We start from the raw sequence: 19735 nt of genomic DNA on the forward strand, positions 1-19735 counted from the left end.
TCGTGCCTAAAGCTGTAGCTGAAGATCCAGCCGTTGAAGTCCATTCCGCCGTCGAGCCGCTGGCAGTCCGGGATGCGGTCCCGTCCCGCCCCGTCCTGAAACGTCCGGACATGACGCGCCTCGTCGTCAAGGGCGCCCGCGAGCACAACCTGCGCAACGTGGACCTGGACCTGCCGCGCGATGCCATGATCGTGTTCACCGGCCTGTCCGGTTCCGGGAAGTCCTCCCTCGCCTTCGACACAATTTTCGCCGAGGGCCAGCGCCGCTACGTCGAATCGCTCTCCGCCTACGCCCGGCAGTTCCTGGGCCAGGTGGACAAGCCCGACGTCGATTTCATCGAGGGCCTCTCGCCGGCGGTGTCCATCGACCAGAAGTCCACGTCCAAGAACCCGCGCTCGACCGTGGGCACCATCACCGAGATTTACGACTACATGCGTCTGCTCTGGGCCCGTGTGGGCCGGCCGCACTGCCCCGTCTGCGGGGAGCCTGTGACCAAGCAGACCCCGCAGCAGATCGTCGACCAGCTGCTCGAACTCCCGGACGGCACGCGCTTCCAGGTGCTGGCACCCGTGGTCCGCGGCCGCAAGGGCGAATTCGTGGATCTTTTCAAGGAACTCACCGCCAAGGGCTATTCGCGGGCCCGGGTGGACGGCGAGCTCGTCCACCTGAGTGATCCGCCGAAGCTGGGCAAGCAGTTCAAGCACACCATCGAAGTGGTGGTGGACCGCCTTGTGGTCAAGGAAGGCATCAGCCAGCGCCTGACCGACTCGGTCGAAACCGCCCTCGGACTGGCGGAGGGCCGCATCCTGGCCGAATTCGTCGACCTCGAAGCGGACGATCCCGAGCGGATCAGGGCGTTCTCCGAACACCTCGCCTGCCCCAACGAGCACCCCCTGGCGATCGACGAGATCGAGCCCCGCTCCTTCTCGTTCAACAACCCGTTCGGCGCCTGCAGCGCGTGCAGCGGCATCGGCACCAAGCTGGAGGTCGATGAGGAACTCCTCATCCCCAACCCGGAGCTCTCGCTCTCCGAGGGGGCCATTGCGCCGTGGTCCCTGGGCACCGCCACCACGGAGTACTGGAACCGGCTGCTGGCCGGCCTCGCCGAGGAACTCGGCTTCTCCATGACGACGGCGTGGGAGAAGCTCGACACCGACGTCCGGCAGACGGTCCTGCACGGCAAGGACCACAAGGTGGTGGTGCAATACCGCAACCGCTTCGGCCGGGAACGCAAGTACAGCACCGGCTTTGAGGGCGTCGTGCAGTACGTCCACCGCAAGCACGGCGAGACCGATTCCGACTACGCGCGCGACCGCTACGAGGAATACATGCGCCAGGTCCCGTGCCCGGCCTGCAACGGGGCGCGACTGAACCCCGCGTCGCTCTCGGTGCTGATCAACGGCAAATCAATCGCCGAGGTCGCTGCGCTGCCCATGCGGGAATGCGCAGGCTTCCTCGACAACCTCGTCCTGACCGGCCGCGAGGCCCAGATCGCCAACCAGGTCCTCAAGGAAATCCAGGCCCGGCTGACCTTCCTCCTCGACGTCGGACTCGAGTACCTGAACCTGGAGCGGCCCTCCGGCACCCTGTCCGGCGGCGAAGCCCAGCGCATCCGGCTGGCCACCCAGATCGGCTCCGGCCTCGTGGGCGTGCTGTACGTCCTGGACGAGCCCTCGATCGGACTGCACCAGCGGGACAACCGCCGCCTGATCGAGACACTCACCCGGCTCCGGGACCTCGGCAACACCCTGATCGTCGTGGAGCATGACGAGGACACCATCCACGAGGCTGACTGGGTGGTGGACATCGGACCGGGCGCCGGCGAGCACGGCGGCATGGTGGTCCATTCCGGTTCCTACCAGGCGCTGCTGGAAAACACGGACTCACTCACCGGCGACTACCTCTCGGGCCGGCGGAAAATCGAGATCCCGAAGAAGCGGCGCAAATACGACAAGAAGCGCGAGCTCAAGGTGGTCGGGGCGAAGGAGAACAACCTCCTGAACATCGACGCCAGTTTCCCGCTGGGCCTCTTCACCGCCGTCACCGGCGTCAGCGGCTCGGGCAAGTCCACCCTGGTCAACGAGATCCTCTACAAAGTGCTCGCCAACAAGCTCAACGGCGCCAAGCAGGTGGCCGGACGGCATAAGTCCGTCCAGGGCCTCGACCACCTGGACAAGGTGGTGCACGTCGACCAGAGCCCCATCGGCCGCACGCCGCGCTCGAACCCGGCCACCTACACCGGCGTGTTCGACCACATCCGGAAGCTTTTCGCCGAGACCACCGAAGCCAAGGTCCGCGGCTACCTGCCGGGCCGGTTCTCCTTCAACGTCAAGGGCGGCCGCTGCGAGGCCTGCTCCGGCGACGGCACCCTGAAGATCGAGATGAACTTCCTGCCGGACGTCTACGTCCCCTGCGAGGTCTGCCACGGCGCCCGGTACAACCGCGAAACCCTGGAGGTCCACTACAAGGGCAAGACCATCGCTGATGTGCTGAACATGCCCATCGAGGAAGGGGCCGAGTTCTTCGCGGCCTTCTCGCCGATCGCGCGGCACCTCAACACGCTCGTCGACGTAGGCCTTGGCTACGTCCGGCTGGGCCAGCCCGCCACCACGCTCTCCGGCGGTGAGGCCCAGCGCGTGAAGCTCGCAGCCGAGCTCCAGAAACGCTCCAACGGCCGCAGCGTCTACGTCCTGGACGAGCCCACCACCGGCCTGCACTTCGAGGACATCCGCAAGCTCCTCATGGTGCTGCAGGGCCTCGTGGAGAAGGGCAACACGGTAATCACCATCGAACACAACCTCGACGTCATCAAGAGCGCCGACTGGATCGTGGACCTTGGCCCCGACGGCGGGTCCGGTGGCGGCCGTGTGGTCGCGTCCGGCACCCCTGAGCAGGTGGCCAAGTCCAGCGAAAGCCACACGGCCGCGTTCCTCGCCGAGCTCCTCGCCTGAACACCGGCCGCCGGGGACCGTGCGGCGGGCAAGGCATGCTTCCGCCGCACGCGTCCCCCCGCAGGGAACTCATCGCCTGATCTATCCGCTGATGTATTCCGTGATGTATCGCGTGATGTAACCCCGATGTATCACGTGATGTATTCCCGATGTATTCCTGACGGAGCATGCGAATTTCTGGCAACCGCACACTCGTGAGAAACTAAGCCGGTGACGCATACAACAGTGCCCGTAATCTTCGACCTTGACGGCACTCTTGTCGATCCCGCCGGGGGAATTACCGACGGAATCGCCGCGGCCCTCACCGAACTTGGCCTGCCGGTTCCGGACAAGTCCCGGATGGACGCCATGATTGGGCCCAAGCTCAGCCGTTCCCTGACGGAAATCGCCGGCGTTCCGGCCGCACAGCTGGAAGACGCCATCCGCATCTACCGCGCGCACTACGTTGCCACGGGAATCGCGCAGAGCCGGCTGTACCCGGGAATCCGCGGCCTCCTCGAAGACTTTGTCACCGCCGGACGGCCCATCGCCGTCGCGACCCAGAAACCGGAAGGGCTTGCCCGCACCGTCCTGGCGCACCACGGCATCGCAGGACTCTTTCACAGCATCCGGGGCTCCGCCGCCGACGAGGCCGCCGGCCCGGGAGCGGGCTCCCTTCCGGAAGTCTCCGTTCCCGAAGGCAAGGCCGGCCTCGTCGCTGCCGCGCTCTCGGACCTGGCTGACGCTGCCCCTTCGGCCGCCGGCCGGGCCGTGATGGTGGGGGACCGGGCGCAGGACGTCGCCGGGGCCGCTGCGAACGGACTGCACTGCATCGGCGTAGGCTGGGGGTTTGCGCCCGACGGCGAACTGCACGCGGCCGGTGCCGTCGAGATCGTGCACACCACCACGGCGCTTCACGCGACGATCAACCGGCTCTCCGAACGCCCGGGGACCACAGCCCTGAACGAGGTGCACACCGATGGCAATGTTTGACGCAATCCGCTGGACCACGCGGGGGCTGGTAACCACCACGTGCCGTCCCACGGTCATTGGCCTGGAAAACGTGCCCAAGGACGGGCCGTTCATCGTGGCCCCGAACCATCTCTCCTTCCTGGACAGCGTGATCGTCCAGGCCCTCATGCCGCGGCCCGTGGCATTCTTCGCGAAGGCCGAATATTTCACCACCGGCGGCGTCAAGGGCAAAGCCATGAAGTCCTTCTTCGAGGCCGTGGGCTCCATCCCGGTGGAACGCGGCGAGCAGGCGGCGAGCGTCCAGGCACTGAAGACGCTGCTGGACATACTCGACTCCGGCAAGGGCGTGGGCATCTATCCCGAAGGCACCCGCTCCCGCGACGGCATCCTGTACCGCGGCCGCACCGGCGTCGGCTGGCTGGCCCTCACCACGGGCGCCCCCGTGATCCCGGTGGGCCTGATCGGCACCGAACACCTGCAGCCCGCGGACAGCAAGTCCGTCAAACCGCAGCACTTCACCATGAAGGTGGGCGAGCCGCTGTATTTCGAGAAGACCGGACCGGACCATTCCCTGCCGGCCCGCCGCCAGGTCACGGACCGCATCATGGACGCCATCGCGGACCTCAGCGGCCAGGAACGCTCCACCAGCTACAACCAGAGCAAGTCGGCCGAATAGCCCGCGGTTTCCTGCTCCGGCCTCCTGCTCCCGGTTTCCTGCTCCGGCCTCCGCCGGGCCTGCGGCGGTGCACGTGCAACGGCACCGCCGGCGGCTCAGTAGACTTGATCTGTGGCAGATCCAGCGAGTTACCGACCCCAGACGGGTGAAATTCCGACCAATCCGGGCGTGTACCGCTTCCGCGATCCGCACGGCCGGGTCATCTACGTCGGCAAGGCCAAGAACCTCCGTGCCCGGCTGAACACCTACTTCGCCAACCCCGCCGGGCTCATGCCCAAAACCTACGCGATGGTGCACACGGCCAGCAGCGTCGAATGGACCGTGGTGGGCAGCGAGCTCGAGTCGCTGCAGCTGGAATACACCTGGATCAAGGAATTCACGCCCCGCTTCAACGTGATGTTCAGGGACGACAAAAGCTACCCGTACCTCGCCGTGACGATGGGGGAGAAGTACCCTCGCGTCCAGGTGCTGCGCGGCGACCGGCGCAAGGGGACCCGGTACTTCGGCCCGTACACCGCAGGCGCGATCCGGGACACCATGGACACCCTGTTGCGCGTGTTCCCGGTCCGCAGCTGCAGTCCCGGGGTGCTGAAACGCGCCGAAGCCAGCGGCAGGCCCTGCCTGCTCGGCTACATCGACAAGTGCTCCGCGCCGTGCGTCGGCCGGATCTCCGCTGCGGACCACCGCGCCCTGGCCGAGGATTTCTGCACGTTCATGGGCGGCGAAGCCAAGCCCTTCGTCAACCGGCTGGAACGGGAGATGGCCGCGGCAGTCGCCGAGCTCGACTACGAACGCGCGGCCCGGCTCCGGGACGACATCGTGGCGCTGAAGAAGGTCTTCGAACGGAACGCCGTCGTCCTGGCCGAGGGCACGGACGCCGACGTTTTCGCCCTGTACGAAGACGAACTCGAGGCCGCCGTCCAGGTCTTCCACGTCCGCGGCGGACGGATCCGCGGCCAGCGCGGCTGGGTGGTGGAAAAAGTCGAGGACTCCACCACCCCGGAACTGGTCGAACACCTGCTCCAGCAGGTGTACGGCGAGGAAGCCGGGCTGCAGGGCAGGTTGCCCCGGGAAGTGCTGGTGCCCACCGAACCCAGCAACGCCCCGGAGCTCGCACAATGGCTCAGCGGCCTGCGCGGGGCCCGGGTGGACATCCGCGTCCCCCAGCGCGGTGACAAGGCCGCACTCCTGTCCACGGTCCGTGAAAACGCCGAGCACGCCCTCAAACTCCATAAATCCCGGCGCGCCGGCGACCTCACCATGCGCTCCCAGGCCCTGCAGGAAATCCAGGAGGCGCTGGAGCTTCCCGTGGCGCTGCTGCGGATCGAGTGCTTCGACATCTCGCACGTCCAGGGCACCAACGTGGTCGGCTCCATGGTGGTGGTCGAGGACGGACTGCCGAAAAAATCCGACTACCGGAAGTTCGCCGTGACCGGAGCCGCCGCCACCGACGACACGGCGGCCATGCACGATGTGCTGACCCGCCGGTTCCGGCACTATCTCCAGGAGAAAAACGAGCACGCGGCGGCCGCGGCCAAACCGGCGCACCAAGCGGCTCTGGACGCGGCAACCGCCGCGGCGGTCGCGGACTCCACGACGCCGACGCCGCGGAGCAAATTCGCCTACCCGCCCAACCTTGTCGTCGTCGACGGCGGCAAACCACAGGTCAATGCCGCCGCGCGGGCGCTGGAAGAGCTGGGCATCGAGGACGTCTATGTGGTCGGCCTGGCCAAACGGCTCGAGGAAGTGTGGCTGCCGGACAGCGACTTCCCGGTGATCCTGCCGCGCGCCTCCGCCGGCCTGTATCTGCTGCAGCGGATCCGCGACGAGGCCCACCGCTTCGCCATCACCTTCCACCGGCAAAAGCGCGGCAAGGCCATGACGGTGTCCGCGCTGGACAGCGTGCCCGGGCTGGGCGAGTCCAAACGCAAGGCCCTCCTGGCCGAGTTCGGCTCCGTCAAGGCGATCAAGGCCGCGACGCAGGAGGAACTCACCGGTGCCAAGGGGATCGGCCCCTCCCTGGCCGCCTCGATCGTCCGGCACTTCACTGCCGGCGGCCTCGAGGAAGCCGCTACGGTTCCTGCCGTCAACATGACCACCGGCGAAATCCTCGACACTTAGCTAGCGCCGCCAAACTTAGCTAGGGTAAAGACTTGGGTACGGCACGGCCGCGGCATCACCGCGGCCGGCGCGCAAACCTGACGGAACAGCAAATCGCACAGGCAGAGATGGGGCTTCACTGATGGCAGAGTCGACGGCAGGATCCGAGACGGATGCGGACGGCATGACACCCGTCAAACCCGTCGAGGCTGAACTGCTCGTGGTGACCGGAATGTCGGGAGCCGGCCGCAGCACCGCCTCGGACGCCCTTGAGGACCATGGCTGGTATGTCGTGGAAAACCTGCCGCCGCAGATGCTCGGCACGCTCGCCGAACTGGTGTCCCGGACACCGCACTCGATGTCCAAGCTCGCCGTCGTGATGGACGTCCGGAGCAAGGAACTGTTCGTCGACATGCGCGCGGCGCTCCGAGCCCTGGAAGCCACGGGCGTGAGCTTCCGCGTGCTGTTCCTCGACGCCAACGACGACGTCCTGGTGCGCCGCTTCGAGCAGGGCCGCAGGCCCCACCCGCTCCAGGGCGGCGGCCGGATCCTCGACGGCATCGCCGCCGAACGCGAGCTGGTCCGTGAATTGAAGGACACCGCCGACATCGTCCTGGACACGTCCTCCCTCAACGTCCATGGCCTCGCCACCGCGATCACCGAACTCTTCAGCGAGACCGGGCCGGTGGCGCTGCGGCTGAACGTCATGAGCTTCGGCTTCAAGTACGGGCTCCCGGTCGATGCCAACTTCGTGGCCGATGCCCGTTTCATCCCCAACCCGCACTGGGTGCCGCAGTTGCGCCCGCACACCGGGCTGGACAAGGACGTCAGCGACTACGTGCTGGAGGCCCAGGGCGTCAGCGACTTCGTGGAACGCTACGTGCTGGCCCTCGAACCGGTCCTGGACGGGTACCGGCGGGAGAACAAGCACTACGCCACCATCGCCGTAGGCTGCACCGGCGGCAAGCACCGGTCCGTGGCGGTCGCCGTCGAACTCTCACGGAGGCTGGCGCAATATCCGCGCGTCACCGTGACCACGACGCACCGGGACCTGGGCCGCGAGTAATGGCGCTGCTGACCGGCCCGCTGCCCCTTGTCCCGCCCGCCAGCGCGGCCTTCGCCAGCCAGCAGGACAAGGGCCCCTCCGTCGTCGCGCTTGGCGGCGGCCACGGTCTCTCCGCCTCGCTGTCGGCCCTGCGCCTGCTGACCTCCGAGCTCACCGCGATCGTCACGGTCGCGGACGACGGCGGCTCCTCCGGCCGGCTCCGCGAGGAGTACGGCGTCCTGCCGCCCGGCGATCTCCGGATGGCCCTGTCCGCGTTGTGCGACGACACTGACTGGGGCCGCACGTGGCGCGACGTCATGCAGCACCGCTTCGCCCCCGGCAAAGGACGCGGCGGCTCCCTCGATGAACACGCGATGGGCAACCTCCTGATCGTCACGCTCTGGGAGCTCCTGGGCGACACCGTCGCCGGCCTGAAGTGGGCCGGCGCCCTGCTCGGCGCCCGCGGCGAAGTCCTGCCGATGTCCAGCGTCCCTCTGACCATCGAGGGCCAGGTCCGGGTCACCGCCCCGGACGGCGCGACGGCACTGCAGACCCTCACCGGCCAGGCCAAGTGCGCGGTGGCAGGGTCCCTGGAGCACGTGCGGCTCTTGCCTGAGAACGCTCCGGCCTGCACGGAGGCACTGACGGCGATCGAGCTGGCAGACTGGGTGATCCTCGGGCCGGGATCCTGGTACACGTCCGTCCTGCCGCACCTGTTGCTGCCCGAAATGCGCGAGGCCCTCGCCAACACGGCTGCCCGCCGGTGCCTGACCATGAACCTGGCTACGGATACCAAGGAGACGGCCGGCATGACCGCCGCCGACCACCTCCGGGTGCTGCGCGAGTACGCGCCGGAGTTCACGATCGACGTCATCCTGGCCGACCCGGCGTCGGTGCAGAACCTGCCCGACTTCGAGGCGGCGGCAGGAATGCTCGGCGCCGAGGTGGTCTTGGGTAAAGTGGGGGCGTCTGGTCGCCGTCCGGTCCACGATCCGTTGCGGCTGGCGACGGCGTATCACGATATTTTCGGGAATAGTTAGGAAAGGTGCCATGGCACTGACAGCATCAGTCAAGGAAGAACTTTCCCGTCTGGATATCAAGAAGTCTTCAGTCCGCAAGGCCGAGGTCTCGGCCATGCTCCGCTTCGCCGGCGGGCTGCACATTATTTCGGGCCGGATTGTGATCGAGGCCGAAGTCGACCTCGCATCGACCGCCCGGCGGCTGCGCGCCGCCATCGCGGAGGTGTACGGCCACCAGAGCGAGATCATCGTCGTCTCCGGCGGCGGCCTGCGCCGCGGCAGCCGCTATGTGGTGCGGGTGGTGCGCGACGGTGAGGCCCTCGCCCGCCAGACCGGACTCCTGGACGCGCGGGGCCGCCCCGTGCGCGGCCTTCCGTCGGTAGTGGTCAACGGCTCCGCCGCGGACGCCGAAGCTGTCTGGCGCGGCGCGTTCCTGGTCCACGGCTCGCTCACCGAGCCTGGCCGGTCCTCGGCCATGGAAGTCACCTGCCCCGGCCCCGAATCGGCCCTGGCCCTCGTCGGCGCCGCCCGCCGCCTGGGCATCCAGGCCAAGGCCCGCGAGGTCAGGGGAGTGGACCGCGTGGTGATCCGCGACGGCGACACGATCGCCGCGCTGCTCACGCGCATGGGCGCACATGACGCCCTGATGGTCTGGGAGGAACGCCGCATGCGCAAGGAAGTCCGGGCCACGGCCAACCGGCTCGCCAACTTCGATGACGCGAACCTGCGCCGTTCCGCGCAGGCCGCCGTGGCCGCCGGCGCCCGGGTGGACCGGGCCTTGGAAATCCTGGGCGACGACGTCCCGGACCATCTGAAGTATGCCGGTGAGCTCCGGGTCGCGCACAAGCAGGCCAGCCTGGACGAGCTGGGCCGGCTCGCCGACCCCGTCATGACCAAGGACGCCATCGCCGGCCGGATCCGCCGGCTCCTGGCCATGGCGGACAAACGGGCCCAGGACCTCGGCATCCCGGGTACGGAAGCCAATGTGACGCCGGAAATGCTCGACGACTAGGCCGCCCCTAGAATCAACAGCAGGAATATACCGGGAATGGAAATACCCGGGAGCCACGGCGGGTTGTCGCCGTTGGATCCCACCGCAATTTTCCGGATGCCCGCATCCGGATGCACAATCCGAGAGTTACCGAACCGGACAACCCGTCCACGACATTGGAGGATTTTGTGACCGAGTACGTACTGCCCCAGCTCGACTATGACTACGCAGCGCTGGAACCGCACATCTCCGCGAAGATCATGGAGCTGCACCACAGCAAGCACCACGCCGCCTATGTGGCCGGCGCCAACAACGCACTGGCCCAACTGGCCGAGGCGCGCGAAAAGGGCGACTTCGCCAACATCAACCGCCTCTCCAAGGACCTCGCGTTCCACACCGGCGGCCACATCAACCACTCAGTCTTCTGGAAGAACCTCTCCCCGGACGGTGGCGACAAGCCCGAGGGCGAGCTCGCCGCGGCCATTGACGACGCCTTCGGCTCGTTCGACGCATTCCGTGCCCAGTTCAGCGCCGCGGCGCTGGGCCTGCAGGGCTCCGGCTGGGGCTTCCTGGCCTACGAACCCATCGGCGGCAACCTGGTCATCGAGCAGCTCTACGATCAGCAGGGCAACGTCGCACTCGGCACCACCCCGCTGCTGATGCTGGACATGTGGGAGCACGCTTTCTACCTGGACTACGTCAACGTCAAGGCTGACTACGTCAAGGCCTTCTGGAACATCGTGAACTGGGCCGACGTCGCCAAGCGCTTCGACGCCGCCCGCAAGAACGCGACGGGTCTCATCACCCTCTAGGCAGGTCCCTTTACCCTGCAAAGGGTGACGGAATCGACTTCCGTTTGTAACAAACCTCACATTACGGGCCCGTCGGCCCGAAATGTGGACGGACTGCCCCTGCACTTGCGGGGGCAGTCCCGGTTAAACGTAAGATGGATCACGGAAGGCGGTTAGCCTTCAGCAATGTGGCTGGTCGCCCTCCGATCTGGTAATTATCTCTGCCCAATGGCGTGCGGGATCTGTTAGTTGGCTTGAACGCCTTCTCAACTAGTCGTGCTCGCAAGAGCACCAAGGAGACTGAAAACGTGACGACCCGTATTGGCATCAACGGCTTTGGCCGTATCGGCCGCAACTACTTCCGCGCCGCCCTCGCACAGGGCGCAGACCTTGAGATCGTTGCGGTCAACGACCTCACCAGCCCGGAAGCCCTCGCTCACCTCTTCAAGTACGACTCCGTGGGCGGCCGCCTGGCCGAAACCATCGAGGTCAAGGACGGCAACATCGTCGTCGACGGCAACATCATCAAGGTCCTCGCCGAACGCGATCCCGCGAAGCTGCCCTGGGGCGAGCTCGGCGTCGACATCGTCATCGAGTCCACCGGCTTCTTCACCAAGGCCGCCGATGCGCAGAAGCACATCGACGCCGGCGCCAAGAAGGTCCTGATCTCCGCCCCCGCGTCGGATGAGGACATCACGATCGTGATGGGCGTCAACGACGGCCTGTACGACAGCGCCACGCACCACATCATCTCCAACGCCTCCTGCACCACCAACTGCCTCGGCCCGCTGGCCAAGGTCATCAATGACGCCTTCGGCATCGAGCGTGGCCTGATGACCACCATCCACGCCTACACCGCCGACCAGAACCTGCAGGACGGCCCGCACAAGGACCTCCGCCGCGCCCGCGCCGCCGCCATCAACATGGTGCCCACCTCCACCGGTGCCGCCAAGGCAATCGGCCTGGTCCTGCCGGAGCTCAAGGGCAAGCTCGACGGCTACGCCATCCGCGTGCCCGTCCCCACCGGTTCCGCCACGGACCTGACCGTCACGGTCTCCCGCGAGACCACGGTCGCTGAAGTCAACGCCGCCCTCAAGGCAGCGTCGGAGACCGAGGAGCTCAAGGGCCTGCTGACCTACACCGACGAGCCGATCGTCTCCTCGGACATCGTCGGCGACCCGGCATCGTCCATCTTCGATTCCGGCCTGACCAAGGTGATCGGCGACCAGGTCAAGGTTGTGTCCTGGTATGACAACGAGTGGGGTTACTCCAACCGCCTCGTGGACCTCACGGAGCTTGTCGCGTCCAAGCTGGGCTAGGGTAAGACTCATGACATTTCACACCCTCAACGAACTGATCGCTGATGGTGTCCGCGGGCGGTACGTTCTGGTCAGAAGTGACCTGAACGTGCCGCTCGACGGCTCTACAGTGACTGACGATGGCCGCATCAAGGCCTCCCTGCCAGTGCTGGCGAAGCTCACGGACGCCGGTGCCCGCGTGCTGGTCACAGCACACCTCGGCCGCCCCAAGGGCGCCCCGGAGGAGAAGTACTCACTCAAGCCCGCAGCCGCACGGCTGGCCGAGCTTGCCGGGTTCAAGGTCTCACTTGCCACCGACACCGTCGGCGAGTCGGCCAAGGAGCTCTCCGCCGCGCTGAAGGACGGCGAAGTGCTGGTCCTGGAAAACGTGCGCTTCGACGCGCGGGAGACCTCCAAGGACGACGCCGAACGCGGCGCCTTCGCGGACGAGCTCGTCGCGCTCACCGGTGATAACGGCGCCTTCGTCGACGATGCCTTCGGTGCCGTGCACCGCAAGCACGCCAGCGTGTACGACGTCGCCACCCGGCTGCCGTCCTACCAGGGCGACCTCGTCCGCACGGAGGTTGAGGTGCTGCGCAAGCTCACCACCGACACCCAGCGGCCCTACGTCGTTGTCCTCGGCGGCTCCAAGGTCTCCGACAAGCTCGCTGTCATCGACAACCTCCTGGGCAAGGCGGACACGATCCTGGTGGGCGGCGGCATGCTGTTCACCTTCCTCGCCGCCGCGGGTCACAAGGTCGCGGGCAGCCTGCTCGAAGAGGACCAGATCCCGGTCGTCCAGGACTACCTGAAGCGGGCCGCCGACGCCGGCACCGAGTTCGTTGTGCCCACCGATGTTGTGGTGGCGAGCAAGTTCGCCGCCGACGCCGAGCACGAGACCGTCTCCGCCGACGCCATCGAGTCGGGCAGCTTCGGAGCGCAGGGCATCGGGCTGGACATCGGGCCGGTATCGGCAGCGGAGTTCGCGGAACGGATCAAGGGCGCCAAGACCGTGTTCTGGAACGGGCCCATGGGCGTGTTCGAATTCGCGGCCTTCGCCGGCGGTACCCGGGCCATCGCGCAGGCCCTGACCGAGGCGGACGCGTTCACCGTCGTTGGCGGCGGCGACTCGGCGGCAGCGGTCCGGACCCTCGGCTTCGCCGATGAGGCGTTCGGCCACATTTCCACCGGCGGCGGCGCAAGCCTGGAGTACCTTGAAGGCAAGGAACTCCCCGGCCTGAGCGTTCTCGACCGTTAGAAGCAGAGATCGCTAAAAGCACCGGCATTTGAGCCGGCAGGGTGCCCTCCGCAGGGACCGGGCACCCTGCCGGCTGCTCCCACACACCAAGAACTCCTGGAGATCACGTGACCACGTCAACCAACGGTAAATTCGACCGCAAGCCTTTCATCGCCGGCAACTGGAAGATGAACATGGACCACGTCCAGGGCATCACCCTCCTGCAGAAGCTGGCGTGGACCCTGTCCGACGCCAAGCACGACTACAGCCGGGTGGAGGTCGCCGTCTTCCCGCCGTTCACGGATCTCCGCGGCGTTCAGACGCTGGTCCAGGGCGACGAGCTCGCCGTCGTCTATGGCGGCCAGGACCTCTCCCAGTTCGACTCCGGCGCCTACACGGGCGACATTTCCGGCCAGTTCCTCGCCAAGCTTGCCTGCAGCTACGTCCTGGTTGGCCACAGCGAACGCCGCACCATCCACAACGAGTCCGACGCCGTGCTCAACGCCAAGACCAAGGCCGCCTTCCGGCACGGCATCACCCCGGTCCTCTGCGTCGGTGAAGGCCTGGAGATCCGGCAGGCCGGCACCCACGTGGATCACACCCTCGCCCAGCTGCGCGCCGGCGTCGAAGGCCTCACCCCGGAGCAGGCCGCCGAGCTCGTGGTTGCCTACGAGCCCGTGTGGGCCATCGGCACCGGCGAGGTCGCGGGCCCGGAAGATGCGCAGGAAATGTGTGCAGCCATCCGTGCCGAACTGTCCACCCTCTTCGGAGCCGACGTGGCCGCCAAGACCCGCCTGCTCTACGGCGGCTCGGTCAAGGCCAACAACGCGGCGTCGATCCTCAAGGAGCGCGACGTCGACGGCTTGCTGGTCGGCGGTGCCAGCCTGGACGCTGCCGAGTTTGCTAATATTGTCAGGTTCGAGAGTCACCTGTTGACGGATTAGTCCGGACACAGCCTGACCCCCGCAATCCAATCCTTCTGAAAGGCCGTCGTGGACGTTCTTCATGTCATTCTGCAGGTCCTCCTGGGCATCACCAGCCTCCTGCTGACGTTGCTCATCCTGCTCCATAAGGGACGCGGAGGCGGCCTGTCCGACATGTTCGGCGGCGGCATGAGCTCGGGCCTGAGCTCCTCCGGCGTCGCGGAACGGAACCTCAACCGGTTCACTGTCATCCTGGGAATCACCTGGGGCGTGGTGATCATCGCTCTCGGCCTGCTCATGCGGTTCAGCACAGGCGCCGATTCCTAGGACGCCCGTTTCGAAAACTTCATATGGGGTCCTTATGGCCCTCCCGGCATCGGGAACTCACGAACTACACTGTGGCTGTCGTCTTGCACTTCCACCAGCTACGTAGCCAGGAGTTCCCGATGCTGCATTCTGCTTCCGGATTCAAAGGAATCCGTGTGGGCGCCACCGAGGGGGCAACTCCCCGCCATGAACCACTGAACGGGGCCGGCGTACGCCAGCCCCGTATTCGTGTCTCCTTCCGGTGCGCCAAGGGCCATGAAACCTCGCTCGTGTTCGCCCAGCTGCCGGAGGAACAGATCCCCGGAGTCTGGGACTGCCGGCGCTGCGGCGGGACCGCAACCCGCGACGAATCAAAGTTTGCGCTGGAGGAAACGCCAACCGAGGGCTTCAAGACGCATCTGGAATACGTTAAAGAGCGGCGCTCCAGCCAGGACGCCGAAGACGTGCTGGCCGGAGCGCTGGAACGGCTACGCTCAGGACGCACCCTTCCGGACGAGCTGCTCCGGGACCCGTGAGGCCGCGTTCTCGTCAATTAGCCACAGGGTTTCCCGGCGGCCGCGCGGCCCCGCCGCGGGAACCTGCACCGGATTAGCGCCGGCCAGGGCGAGCCCTACGGCGCCGGCCTTGTCGTCACCGGCCACCACCATCCACACCTCGGAAGCCGTATTGATCGCCGGCAACGTCAGCGACACCCGCGCCGGCGGCGGCTTGGGGGAGTTGTGGACGCCCACGACAGTCCGTTCCTTCTCCCGGATGCCGGCTTGCTCCGGGAAGAGCGAGGCGACGTGCGCATCCGGCCCGACGCCGAGGAGGACGATGTCCAGGCGGGGGAGCCGCGCCGGCATTTCCGGCCTGTCGTCAGACATGTCCGCGGCGTGCTCGGCGGCCGCTGCCTCGGCGAGGCGGCGGGCGTAGTCGGCCGCGGCGTCGTCCGGGCTGTCGAAGTCATCGGTGGAACCGGGCACATGGACGCGCGCCGGATCAACACCGATATGGGACAGGAGGGCGTCCTGGGCCTGGCGTGCGTTGCGCTCGGCGTCGTCTGCCGCCACAAAGCGCTCGTCACCCCACCAGAAATTGACCTTGGACCAGTCGACGGCCCGCGCCGCCGGCGACTCGGCCACGGCCTTGAGCGAGCCGATGCCCATCGATCCGCCGGTAAGCACCACCGTGGCCTCGCCGTGCCGGTCCTGGATATCCACGAGCTTGGTAATCAGGCGGGCTGCGATCGCAGCCATCAGAACGGTCGAATCAGGATGGATGCTTACTCTCGGGTCAGCGCTCACTGGGACGGACACTCCTTAGATTGGTACGCGGCAGTCCCATAGTAATCACTTCACCGAAGACTTCGTCCGGATCCAGGCGGCGGAGTTCCTCGGCCAGGCAGTCCTTGAGGCTGCGGCGGGGCAGTGAGATCCGCTGCGCGGGCTGGCCGGGCTGGGTGAGTTCCGCAATGGTGAGCCCTGGCCGGAAGAGCTGGATGTCGCCGCCGGGCCGGGTCAGCCGGACGCGCCGGATGCCGGTTCCGGCCGGATCCGCCACGATCGTCACGGGAACGTCCAGGGCCAGGGTGAGCCAGGCGGCGAGGAGCACGGTGCTGGGGGAGTCCGAGGCGCCCTCGACGGCCACGGCTGTCACCGGCGAGTCGTCCACCTGGTCCAGGACGGCAGCCAGCTGGATGCGCCAGTTGGTCAGCCGGGTCCAGGCCAGGTCCGTGTCGCCGGCCTTGTAGGTGCGGCGGATGTTTTCCAGCGCCGCGACCGGGTCCGCTTCGTTGGCCGAGTCGGTGATCCGGCGGTGCGCGATGCCCCCGACCGAGGTCTGGCACGCATTCCTGGGTGCGCCATGCGGCCACCACGCCACGATTGGGGCGTCCGGGAGCAGCAGGGCCGCGACGAGGGATTCGCTTTCCTCGGCGAGTTCGCCGTAGCCGCGCAGCAGGATCACCTCGGAGGCCCCGGCGTCGCCGCCGACGCGGATCTGGGCGTCCAGCCGGGTCGGTGCCGAGGCCCCGGCGTCGGCGAGGACGATGATCCGGCACGGGTGTTCGCGGCTGGCCTCGTTGGCTGCCTCGATGGCTTCCTCTTCGAGCCCGGAGCGGGTGACGACCACAAGGGTCAGGACCCGGCCCAGGGCGATCACGCCGCCCTGCTCCCGCAGGGCCATGATCTTCTTGGAAATCTTGGAGGTGGTGGTGTCGGGAAGATCTACGATCATGGCCTTCTCCAGGTTCGTCCGTCGCGGGCAAGGAGCTCGTCGGCCGAGGCAGGGCCCCAGCTGCCGGGAGCGTAGGGCTGGGGCTGTTCGTCGAGGCCGGCCCAGTAGTTCTCGAAGGGATCCAGGATCTTCCAGGACAGCTCGACTTCCTGGTGCCGGGGGAACAGCGGCGGTTCGCCGAGGAGCACGTCCAGGATGAGGCGTTCGTAGGCTTCGGGGCTGGACTCGGTGAAGGAGTGGCCGTAGCCGAAGTCCATGGTGACGTCGCGGACCTCCATCTGGGTGCCCGGGACCTTGGAGCCGAACCGGATCGTGGCGCCCTCGTCAGGCTGGACCCGGATCACCACGGCGTTCTGGCCGAAGTCGTCCTCGCCGTGGTCGGTGAAGAGCAGGTTCGGTGCGCGCTTGAACACGACGGCGATCTCCGTCACCCGGCGCCCCAGCCGCTTGCCGGCACGCAGGTAGAACGGCACGCCGGACCAGCGCCGGGTGTTGATGTCCACTCGGATCGCGGCGAACGTCTCGGTCTTGGAATCGGCGGGGATGCCCTCTTCCTCGAGGTACCCGAGGACTTCCTCGCCGCCCTGCCAGCCGCCGGTGAACTGACCGCGGGCGGAGTGGGTGGAGAGGTCGTGGGGGAGCCTGACGGCGGCGAGGACCTTTTCCTTCTCGGCCCGCAGGTCATCGGCGTTGAAGGAGATCGGCTCCTCCATGGCTGTCAGGGCCAGCAGCTGCAGCAGGTGGTTCTGGATGACGTCGCGGGCCGCGCCCACGCCGTCGTAGTAGCCTGCCCGGCCGCCGGTACCGATGTCCTCGGCCATGGTGATCTGGACGTGGTCCACATAGTTGGCGTTCCAGAGCGGCTCGAAGAGCTGGTTGGCGAAGCGCAGTGCCAGGATGTTCTGCACCGTCTCCTTGCCCAGGTAGTGGTCGATCCGGAATACAGCGTCCGGCGGGAACACCGACTCGACGATGTCGTTGAGCTGGCGGGCCGATTCGAGGTCGTGTCCGAACGGCTTTTCGATCACCACGCGGCGCCAGTTGTCACCCGCGGCCTGGGCCAGGCCGTGCTTGGAGAGCTGGCGGCAGACCTGTTCGAAGGCCTTCGGCGGGATCGAGAGGTAGAACGCGTGGTTTCCCCGCGTCCCGCGCTGTTCGTCGAGTTCATCGATCGTGTCGGAGAGCCGCTTGAACGCCTCGTCGTCGTCGAACTCGCCCTGTACGAAGCGGATGCCCTCGGAGAGCTGTTTCCAGACCGTTTCATCGAACGGGGTGCGGGCGTAGGCCTTGACGGACTCCTTGACCTCCGCGGCGAAGTCCTCGTTCTCCCACTCGCGGCGGGCAAAGCCCACCAGCGCGAAGCTCGGCGGCAGCAGCCCGCGGTTGGCGAGATCATACACGGCTGGCATGAGCTTCTTGCGGGCGAGGTCCCCGGTCACCCCGAACAGGACCAGCGACGCCGGCCCGGCAATACGGTTCAGACGGCGGTCACGGGGGTCCCGGAGCGGATTGCGCCCCCGGCCGGCCGTGTTCCTGCCGCCGTTGTAGGTTTCTGGCATGGTTGCGTGGGTGCCTTAGCTTTCAGTGGAGGATGCGGCCTGGCCGGCAAGGGACGTGACGAGCTCCTGGAGCTGCTTCACGCCCGCGGCGCGGTCGGTGAGGTGCAGCCGGAGGACCGGACGGCCGTGCTCGGAGAGGACCTGGGCATCGCCCGCGGCCTGCGCCGAGATCAGCTCGCCGAACGTGAACGGCCGGTCCGGGATGGCCAGGTCAGCCGCGGACGCGGCCGTGACCTGCAGGAAGACGCCGATCGCGGGTCCGCCCTTGTGGAACTGGCCGGTGGAGTGCAGGAACCGCGGGCCCCAGCCGAAGGTGACCGGGCGTCCGCTGACAGCGGCCAGTTCGTCCCGGACGCCTTCGAAGCTGGCGTAGGCGAGCCGGTCGAAGTAGGCCTGCACGCTGAGGTAGTTGTCCGGGCCGAGTTCGGCGAGCAGTGCGCCGACGGCCTCTGCCGCGGTGGCGGCGTCGCCGAGCCATGCCCCGCCGCGGACCTCGATGGCGCCGTCGGTGAAATTCGCCGGCGTCGGTTCGGGCTGTGCGTCCAGCAGGCCGCGGGCGGCGATTTTCGCTGCCTCGACATCGGGCTGGTCGAACGGGTTGATGCCCAGCAGGCGGCCGGCCACGGCGGTGGCGAATTCCCACACCATCATCTGCGTGGCCAGGCCGCCGGCAATGGCGACCTCATTCTCGCCGAGCTGCACGTCGGCATCCGCCGCGACGAGCCGGATGACCAGGACATCGGGAGCGCCCAGGGTGGCCTCCGGGGAGGCAAGACCGGCCACGACCGGCAGCACGCCGGTGCCGAGCTTGCCCGTGGATTCGGCGATGAGCTGTTCGGCCCAGTCGGCGAAGCCCACGATCCCGGACCCGTCCTCCGCGATGACGATCTTGTTGCGCAGCGGGGTGGTGCCGCCCAGTGCGGTGCCGAGGGCGAGACCGATGTTGTCCTCCGAGTCCTCATTGAGGATCTCGGCGGCTTCTTCGGCCTCATCCAGGAAAGCCTGGATGTCCACTCCGGCCAGCCCGCACGGGACCAGCCCGAACGCGGTCAGGGCCGAGAAGCGGCCGCCGACGTTGGGGTCTGCATTGAAGACGGCGCGGTAGCCGGCCTCCCGTGAGGCCTTGTCCAGCGGCGACCCCGGGTCGGTGACGATGATGATGCGGCTCTTCGCGTCGATCCCGGCATCGGTGAACGCCTGCTCGAAGATCCGGCGCTGGGAATCCGTTTCCACGGTGGAGCCGGACTTGGACGAAACCACGATCGCGGTTTCGGCCAGCCGGTCCGCCACCGCGGCACTGACCTGTTCGGGGTCGGTGCTGTCCAGCACAGTCAGCTCGACGCCAGCGGTGCCCGCGATGACTTCAGGCGCCAGGGAGGAGCCGCCCATGCCGCAGAGGACGATCCGCGTTACGCCCTCGGCCTTCAGCGCGTCGCGGAGTTCGAGAATGTCGCCGACCAGCGGCTGGGAGACGGTAGCCGCCTCGACCCAGCCCAGCCGGACAGCGGATTCCTGCTCTGCGTCCGGACCCCACAGGGTGTGGTCCTTCGCGAAGATCCGGGTGGCAATGCGGTCTTCCAGCAGTGCCGGGAGGTGCTGCTCATGTGCCTGGCGGGCTGCGCCGGTGGCGTCGTAGCTGAGTGTGCTCAT

Annotated in this window: 17 protein-coding genes; 13 read left to right on the forward strand and 4 right to left on the reverse strand. The window is 67.3% G+C overall.

Features of this window, described 5'->3' with window-relative positions; all coding sequences use genetic code 11:
- The first annotated feature begins 2 nt into the window (after positions 1 to 2).
- The 13 genes from uvrA (at position 3) to AC1DXI_RS16200 (ending at position 14824) form a co-directional block, all read left to right on the forward strand.
- A complete protein-coding gene (gene uvrA / locus AC1DXI_RS16140; protein ID WP_476939453.1) occupies positions 3 to 2951 on the forward strand; it encodes an excinuclease ABC subunit UvrA in 2949 nt (982 codons plus the stop codon).
- Between the two features lie 210 nt (positions 2952 to 3161).
- Positions 3162 to 3923: an HAD hydrolase-like protein gene (locus AC1DXI_RS16145; RefSeq protein ID WP_476939454.1), complete on the forward strand. Its 762-nt coding sequence runs from the start codon at positions 3162 to 3164 to the stop codon at positions 3921 to 3923.
- Positions 3910 to 4578, forward strand: coding sequence for a lysophospholipid acyltransferase family protein (locus tag AC1DXI_RS16150; protein ID WP_476939455.1), 669 nt, complete (start codon positions 3910 to 3912; stop codon positions 4576 to 4578). Before AC1DXI_RS16145 ends, AC1DXI_RS16150 begins: the two co-directional genes overlap by 14 nt.
- Before the next feature lie 111 nt (positions 4579 to 4689).
- Complete coding sequence (gene uvrC, locus AC1DXI_RS16155) at positions 4690 to 6699, forward strand: excinuclease ABC subunit UvrC (RefSeq protein ID WP_476939456.1); 2010 nt, start codon at positions 4690 to 4692, stop codon at positions 6697 to 6699.
- A gap of 121 nt (positions 6700 to 6820) precedes the next feature.
- Complete coding sequence (gene rapZ, locus AC1DXI_RS16160) at positions 6821 to 7744, forward strand: RNase adapter RapZ (RefSeq protein WP_018773001.1); 924 nt, start codon at positions 6821 to 6823, stop codon at positions 7742 to 7744.
- Positions 7744 to 8763 carry a gluconeogenesis factor YvcK family protein gene (locus AC1DXI_RS16165; protein WP_018773000.1) on the forward strand — a complete coding sequence of 340 codons (1020 nt, stop codon included), beginning with the start codon at positions 7744 to 7746 and terminating at the stop codon, positions 8761 to 8763. Before rapZ ends, AC1DXI_RS16165 begins: the two co-directional genes overlap by 1 nt.
- Positions 8764 to 8773: 10 nt before the next feature.
- Entirely contained in the window at positions 8774 to 9754 is a 981-nt protein-coding gene (gene whiA, locus AC1DXI_RS16170) for a DNA-binding protein WhiA (protein ID WP_018772999.1), read from the forward strand.
- A 167-nt stretch (positions 9755 to 9921) separates the two neighbouring features.
- Entirely contained in the window at positions 9922 to 10545 is a 624-nt protein-coding gene (locus tag AC1DXI_RS16175) for a superoxide dismutase (RefSeq protein ID WP_018772998.1), read from the forward strand.
- Between the two features lie 287 nt (positions 10546 to 10832).
- The gene (gap, locus tag AC1DXI_RS16180) at positions 10833 to 11843 is read left to right on the forward strand and encodes a type I glyceraldehyde-3-phosphate dehydrogenase (RefSeq protein ID WP_018772997.1); all 1011 of its coding nucleotides are present in this window, start codon (positions 10833 to 10835) and stop codon (positions 11841 to 11843) included.
- Between the two features lie 10 nt (positions 11844 to 11853).
- The gene (locus AC1DXI_RS16185; RefSeq protein ID WP_476939457.1) at positions 11854 to 13080 is read left to right on the forward strand and encodes a phosphoglycerate kinase; all 1227 of its coding nucleotides are present in this window, start codon (positions 11854 to 11856) and stop codon (positions 13078 to 13080) included.
- A gap of 107 nt (positions 13081 to 13187) precedes the next feature.
- On the forward strand, positions 13188 to 14003 hold the full coding sequence (gene tpiA / locus AC1DXI_RS16190) for a triose-phosphate isomerase (RefSeq protein ID WP_018772995.1): 816 nt from the start codon (positions 13188 to 13190) through the stop codon (positions 14001 to 14003).
- A gap of 48 nt (positions 14004 to 14051) precedes the next feature.
- Complete coding sequence (gene secG, locus AC1DXI_RS16195) at positions 14052 to 14309, forward strand: preprotein translocase subunit SecG (protein ID WP_018772994.1); 258 nt, start codon at positions 14052 to 14054, stop codon at positions 14307 to 14309.
- A gap of 119 nt (positions 14310 to 14428) precedes the next feature.
- Positions 14429 to 14824, forward strand: coding sequence for an RNA polymerase-binding protein RbpA (locus AC1DXI_RS16200; RefSeq protein WP_079549567.1), 396 nt, complete (start codon positions 14429 to 14431; stop codon positions 14822 to 14824).
- Here the strand turns inward: AC1DXI_RS16200 and pgl are convergent.
- The 4 genes from pgl to AC1DXI_RS16220 are packed head-to-tail and all read right to left on the reverse strand — an operon-like array spanning position 14783 to position 19735.
- Positions 14783 to 15595, reverse strand: a complete 813-nt coding sequence (pgl, locus tag AC1DXI_RS16205; protein ID WP_476939458.1) for a 6-phosphogluconolactonase — start codon at positions 15593 to 15595, stop codon at positions 14783 to 14785. The two genes, AC1DXI_RS16200 and pgl, sit on opposite strands and share 42 nt — an antisense overlap.
- Positions 15585 to 16526 (reverse strand): glucose-6-phosphate dehydrogenase assembly protein OpcA, encoded by a 942-nt coding sequence (locus tag AC1DXI_RS16210; RefSeq protein ID WP_028275501.1) that lies wholly within the window; start codon positions 16524 to 16526, stop codon positions 15585 to 15587. The genes pgl and AC1DXI_RS16210 overlap by 11 nt, the downstream gene beginning before the upstream one ends.
- Positions 16523 to 18085 carry a glucose-6-phosphate dehydrogenase gene (gene zwf, locus AC1DXI_RS16215; RefSeq protein ID WP_476939459.1) on the reverse strand — a complete coding sequence of 521 codons (1563 nt, stop codon included), beginning with the start codon at positions 18083 to 18085 and terminating at the stop codon, positions 16523 to 16525. The genes AC1DXI_RS16210 and zwf overlap by 4 nt, the downstream gene beginning before the upstream one ends.
- 15 nt (positions 18086 to 18100) lie before the next feature.
- Positions 18101 to 19735 (reverse strand): glucose-6-phosphate isomerase, encoded by a 1635-nt coding sequence (locus AC1DXI_RS16220; protein WP_476939460.1) that lies wholly within the window; start codon positions 19733 to 19735, stop codon positions 18101 to 18103.

Source organism: Arthrobacter sp. P1_H7, from assembly GCF_056405215.1.

What these genes read in the sequence shown, in the direction of transcription:
- AC1DXI_RS16150 (WP_476939455.1), top strand. Translation starts at nt 3,910, where the DNA reads ATGGCAATGTTTGACGCAATCCGCTGGACCACGCGGGGGCTGGTAACC.
- rapZ (WP_018773001.1), top strand. Translation starts at nt 6,821, where the DNA reads ATGGCAGAGTCGACGGCAGGATCCGAGACGGATGCGGACGGCATGACA.
- AC1DXI_RS16165 (WP_018773000.1), top strand. Translation starts at nt 7,744, where the DNA reads ATGGCGCTGCTGACCGGCCCGCTGCCCCTTGTCCCGCCCGCCAGCGCG.
- whiA (WP_018772999.1), top strand. Translation starts at nt 8,774, where the DNA reads ATGGCACTGACAGCATCAGTCAAGGAAGAACTTTCCCGTCTGGATATC.
- AC1DXI_RS16185 (WP_476939457.1), top strand. Translation starts at nt 11,854, where the DNA reads ATGACATTTCACACCCTCAACGAACTGATCGCTGATGGTGTCCGCGGG.
- AC1DXI_RS16200 (WP_079549567.1), top strand. Translation starts at nt 14,429, where the DNA reads ATGCTGCATTCTGCTTCCGGATTCAAAGGAATCCGTGTGGGCGCCACC.
- AC1DXI_RS16210 (WP_028275501.1), bottom strand. Translation starts at nt 16,526, where the DNA reads ATGATCGTAGATCTTCCCGACACCACCACCTCCAAGATTTCCAAGAAG.
- zwf (WP_476939459.1), bottom strand. Translation starts at nt 18,085, where the DNA reads ATGCCAGAAACCTACAACGGCGGCAGGAACACGGCCGGCCGGGGGCGC.
- AC1DXI_RS16220 (WP_476939460.1), bottom strand. Translation starts at nt 19,735, where the DNA reads ATGAGCACACTCAGCTACGACGCCACCGGCGCAGCCCGCCAGGCACAT.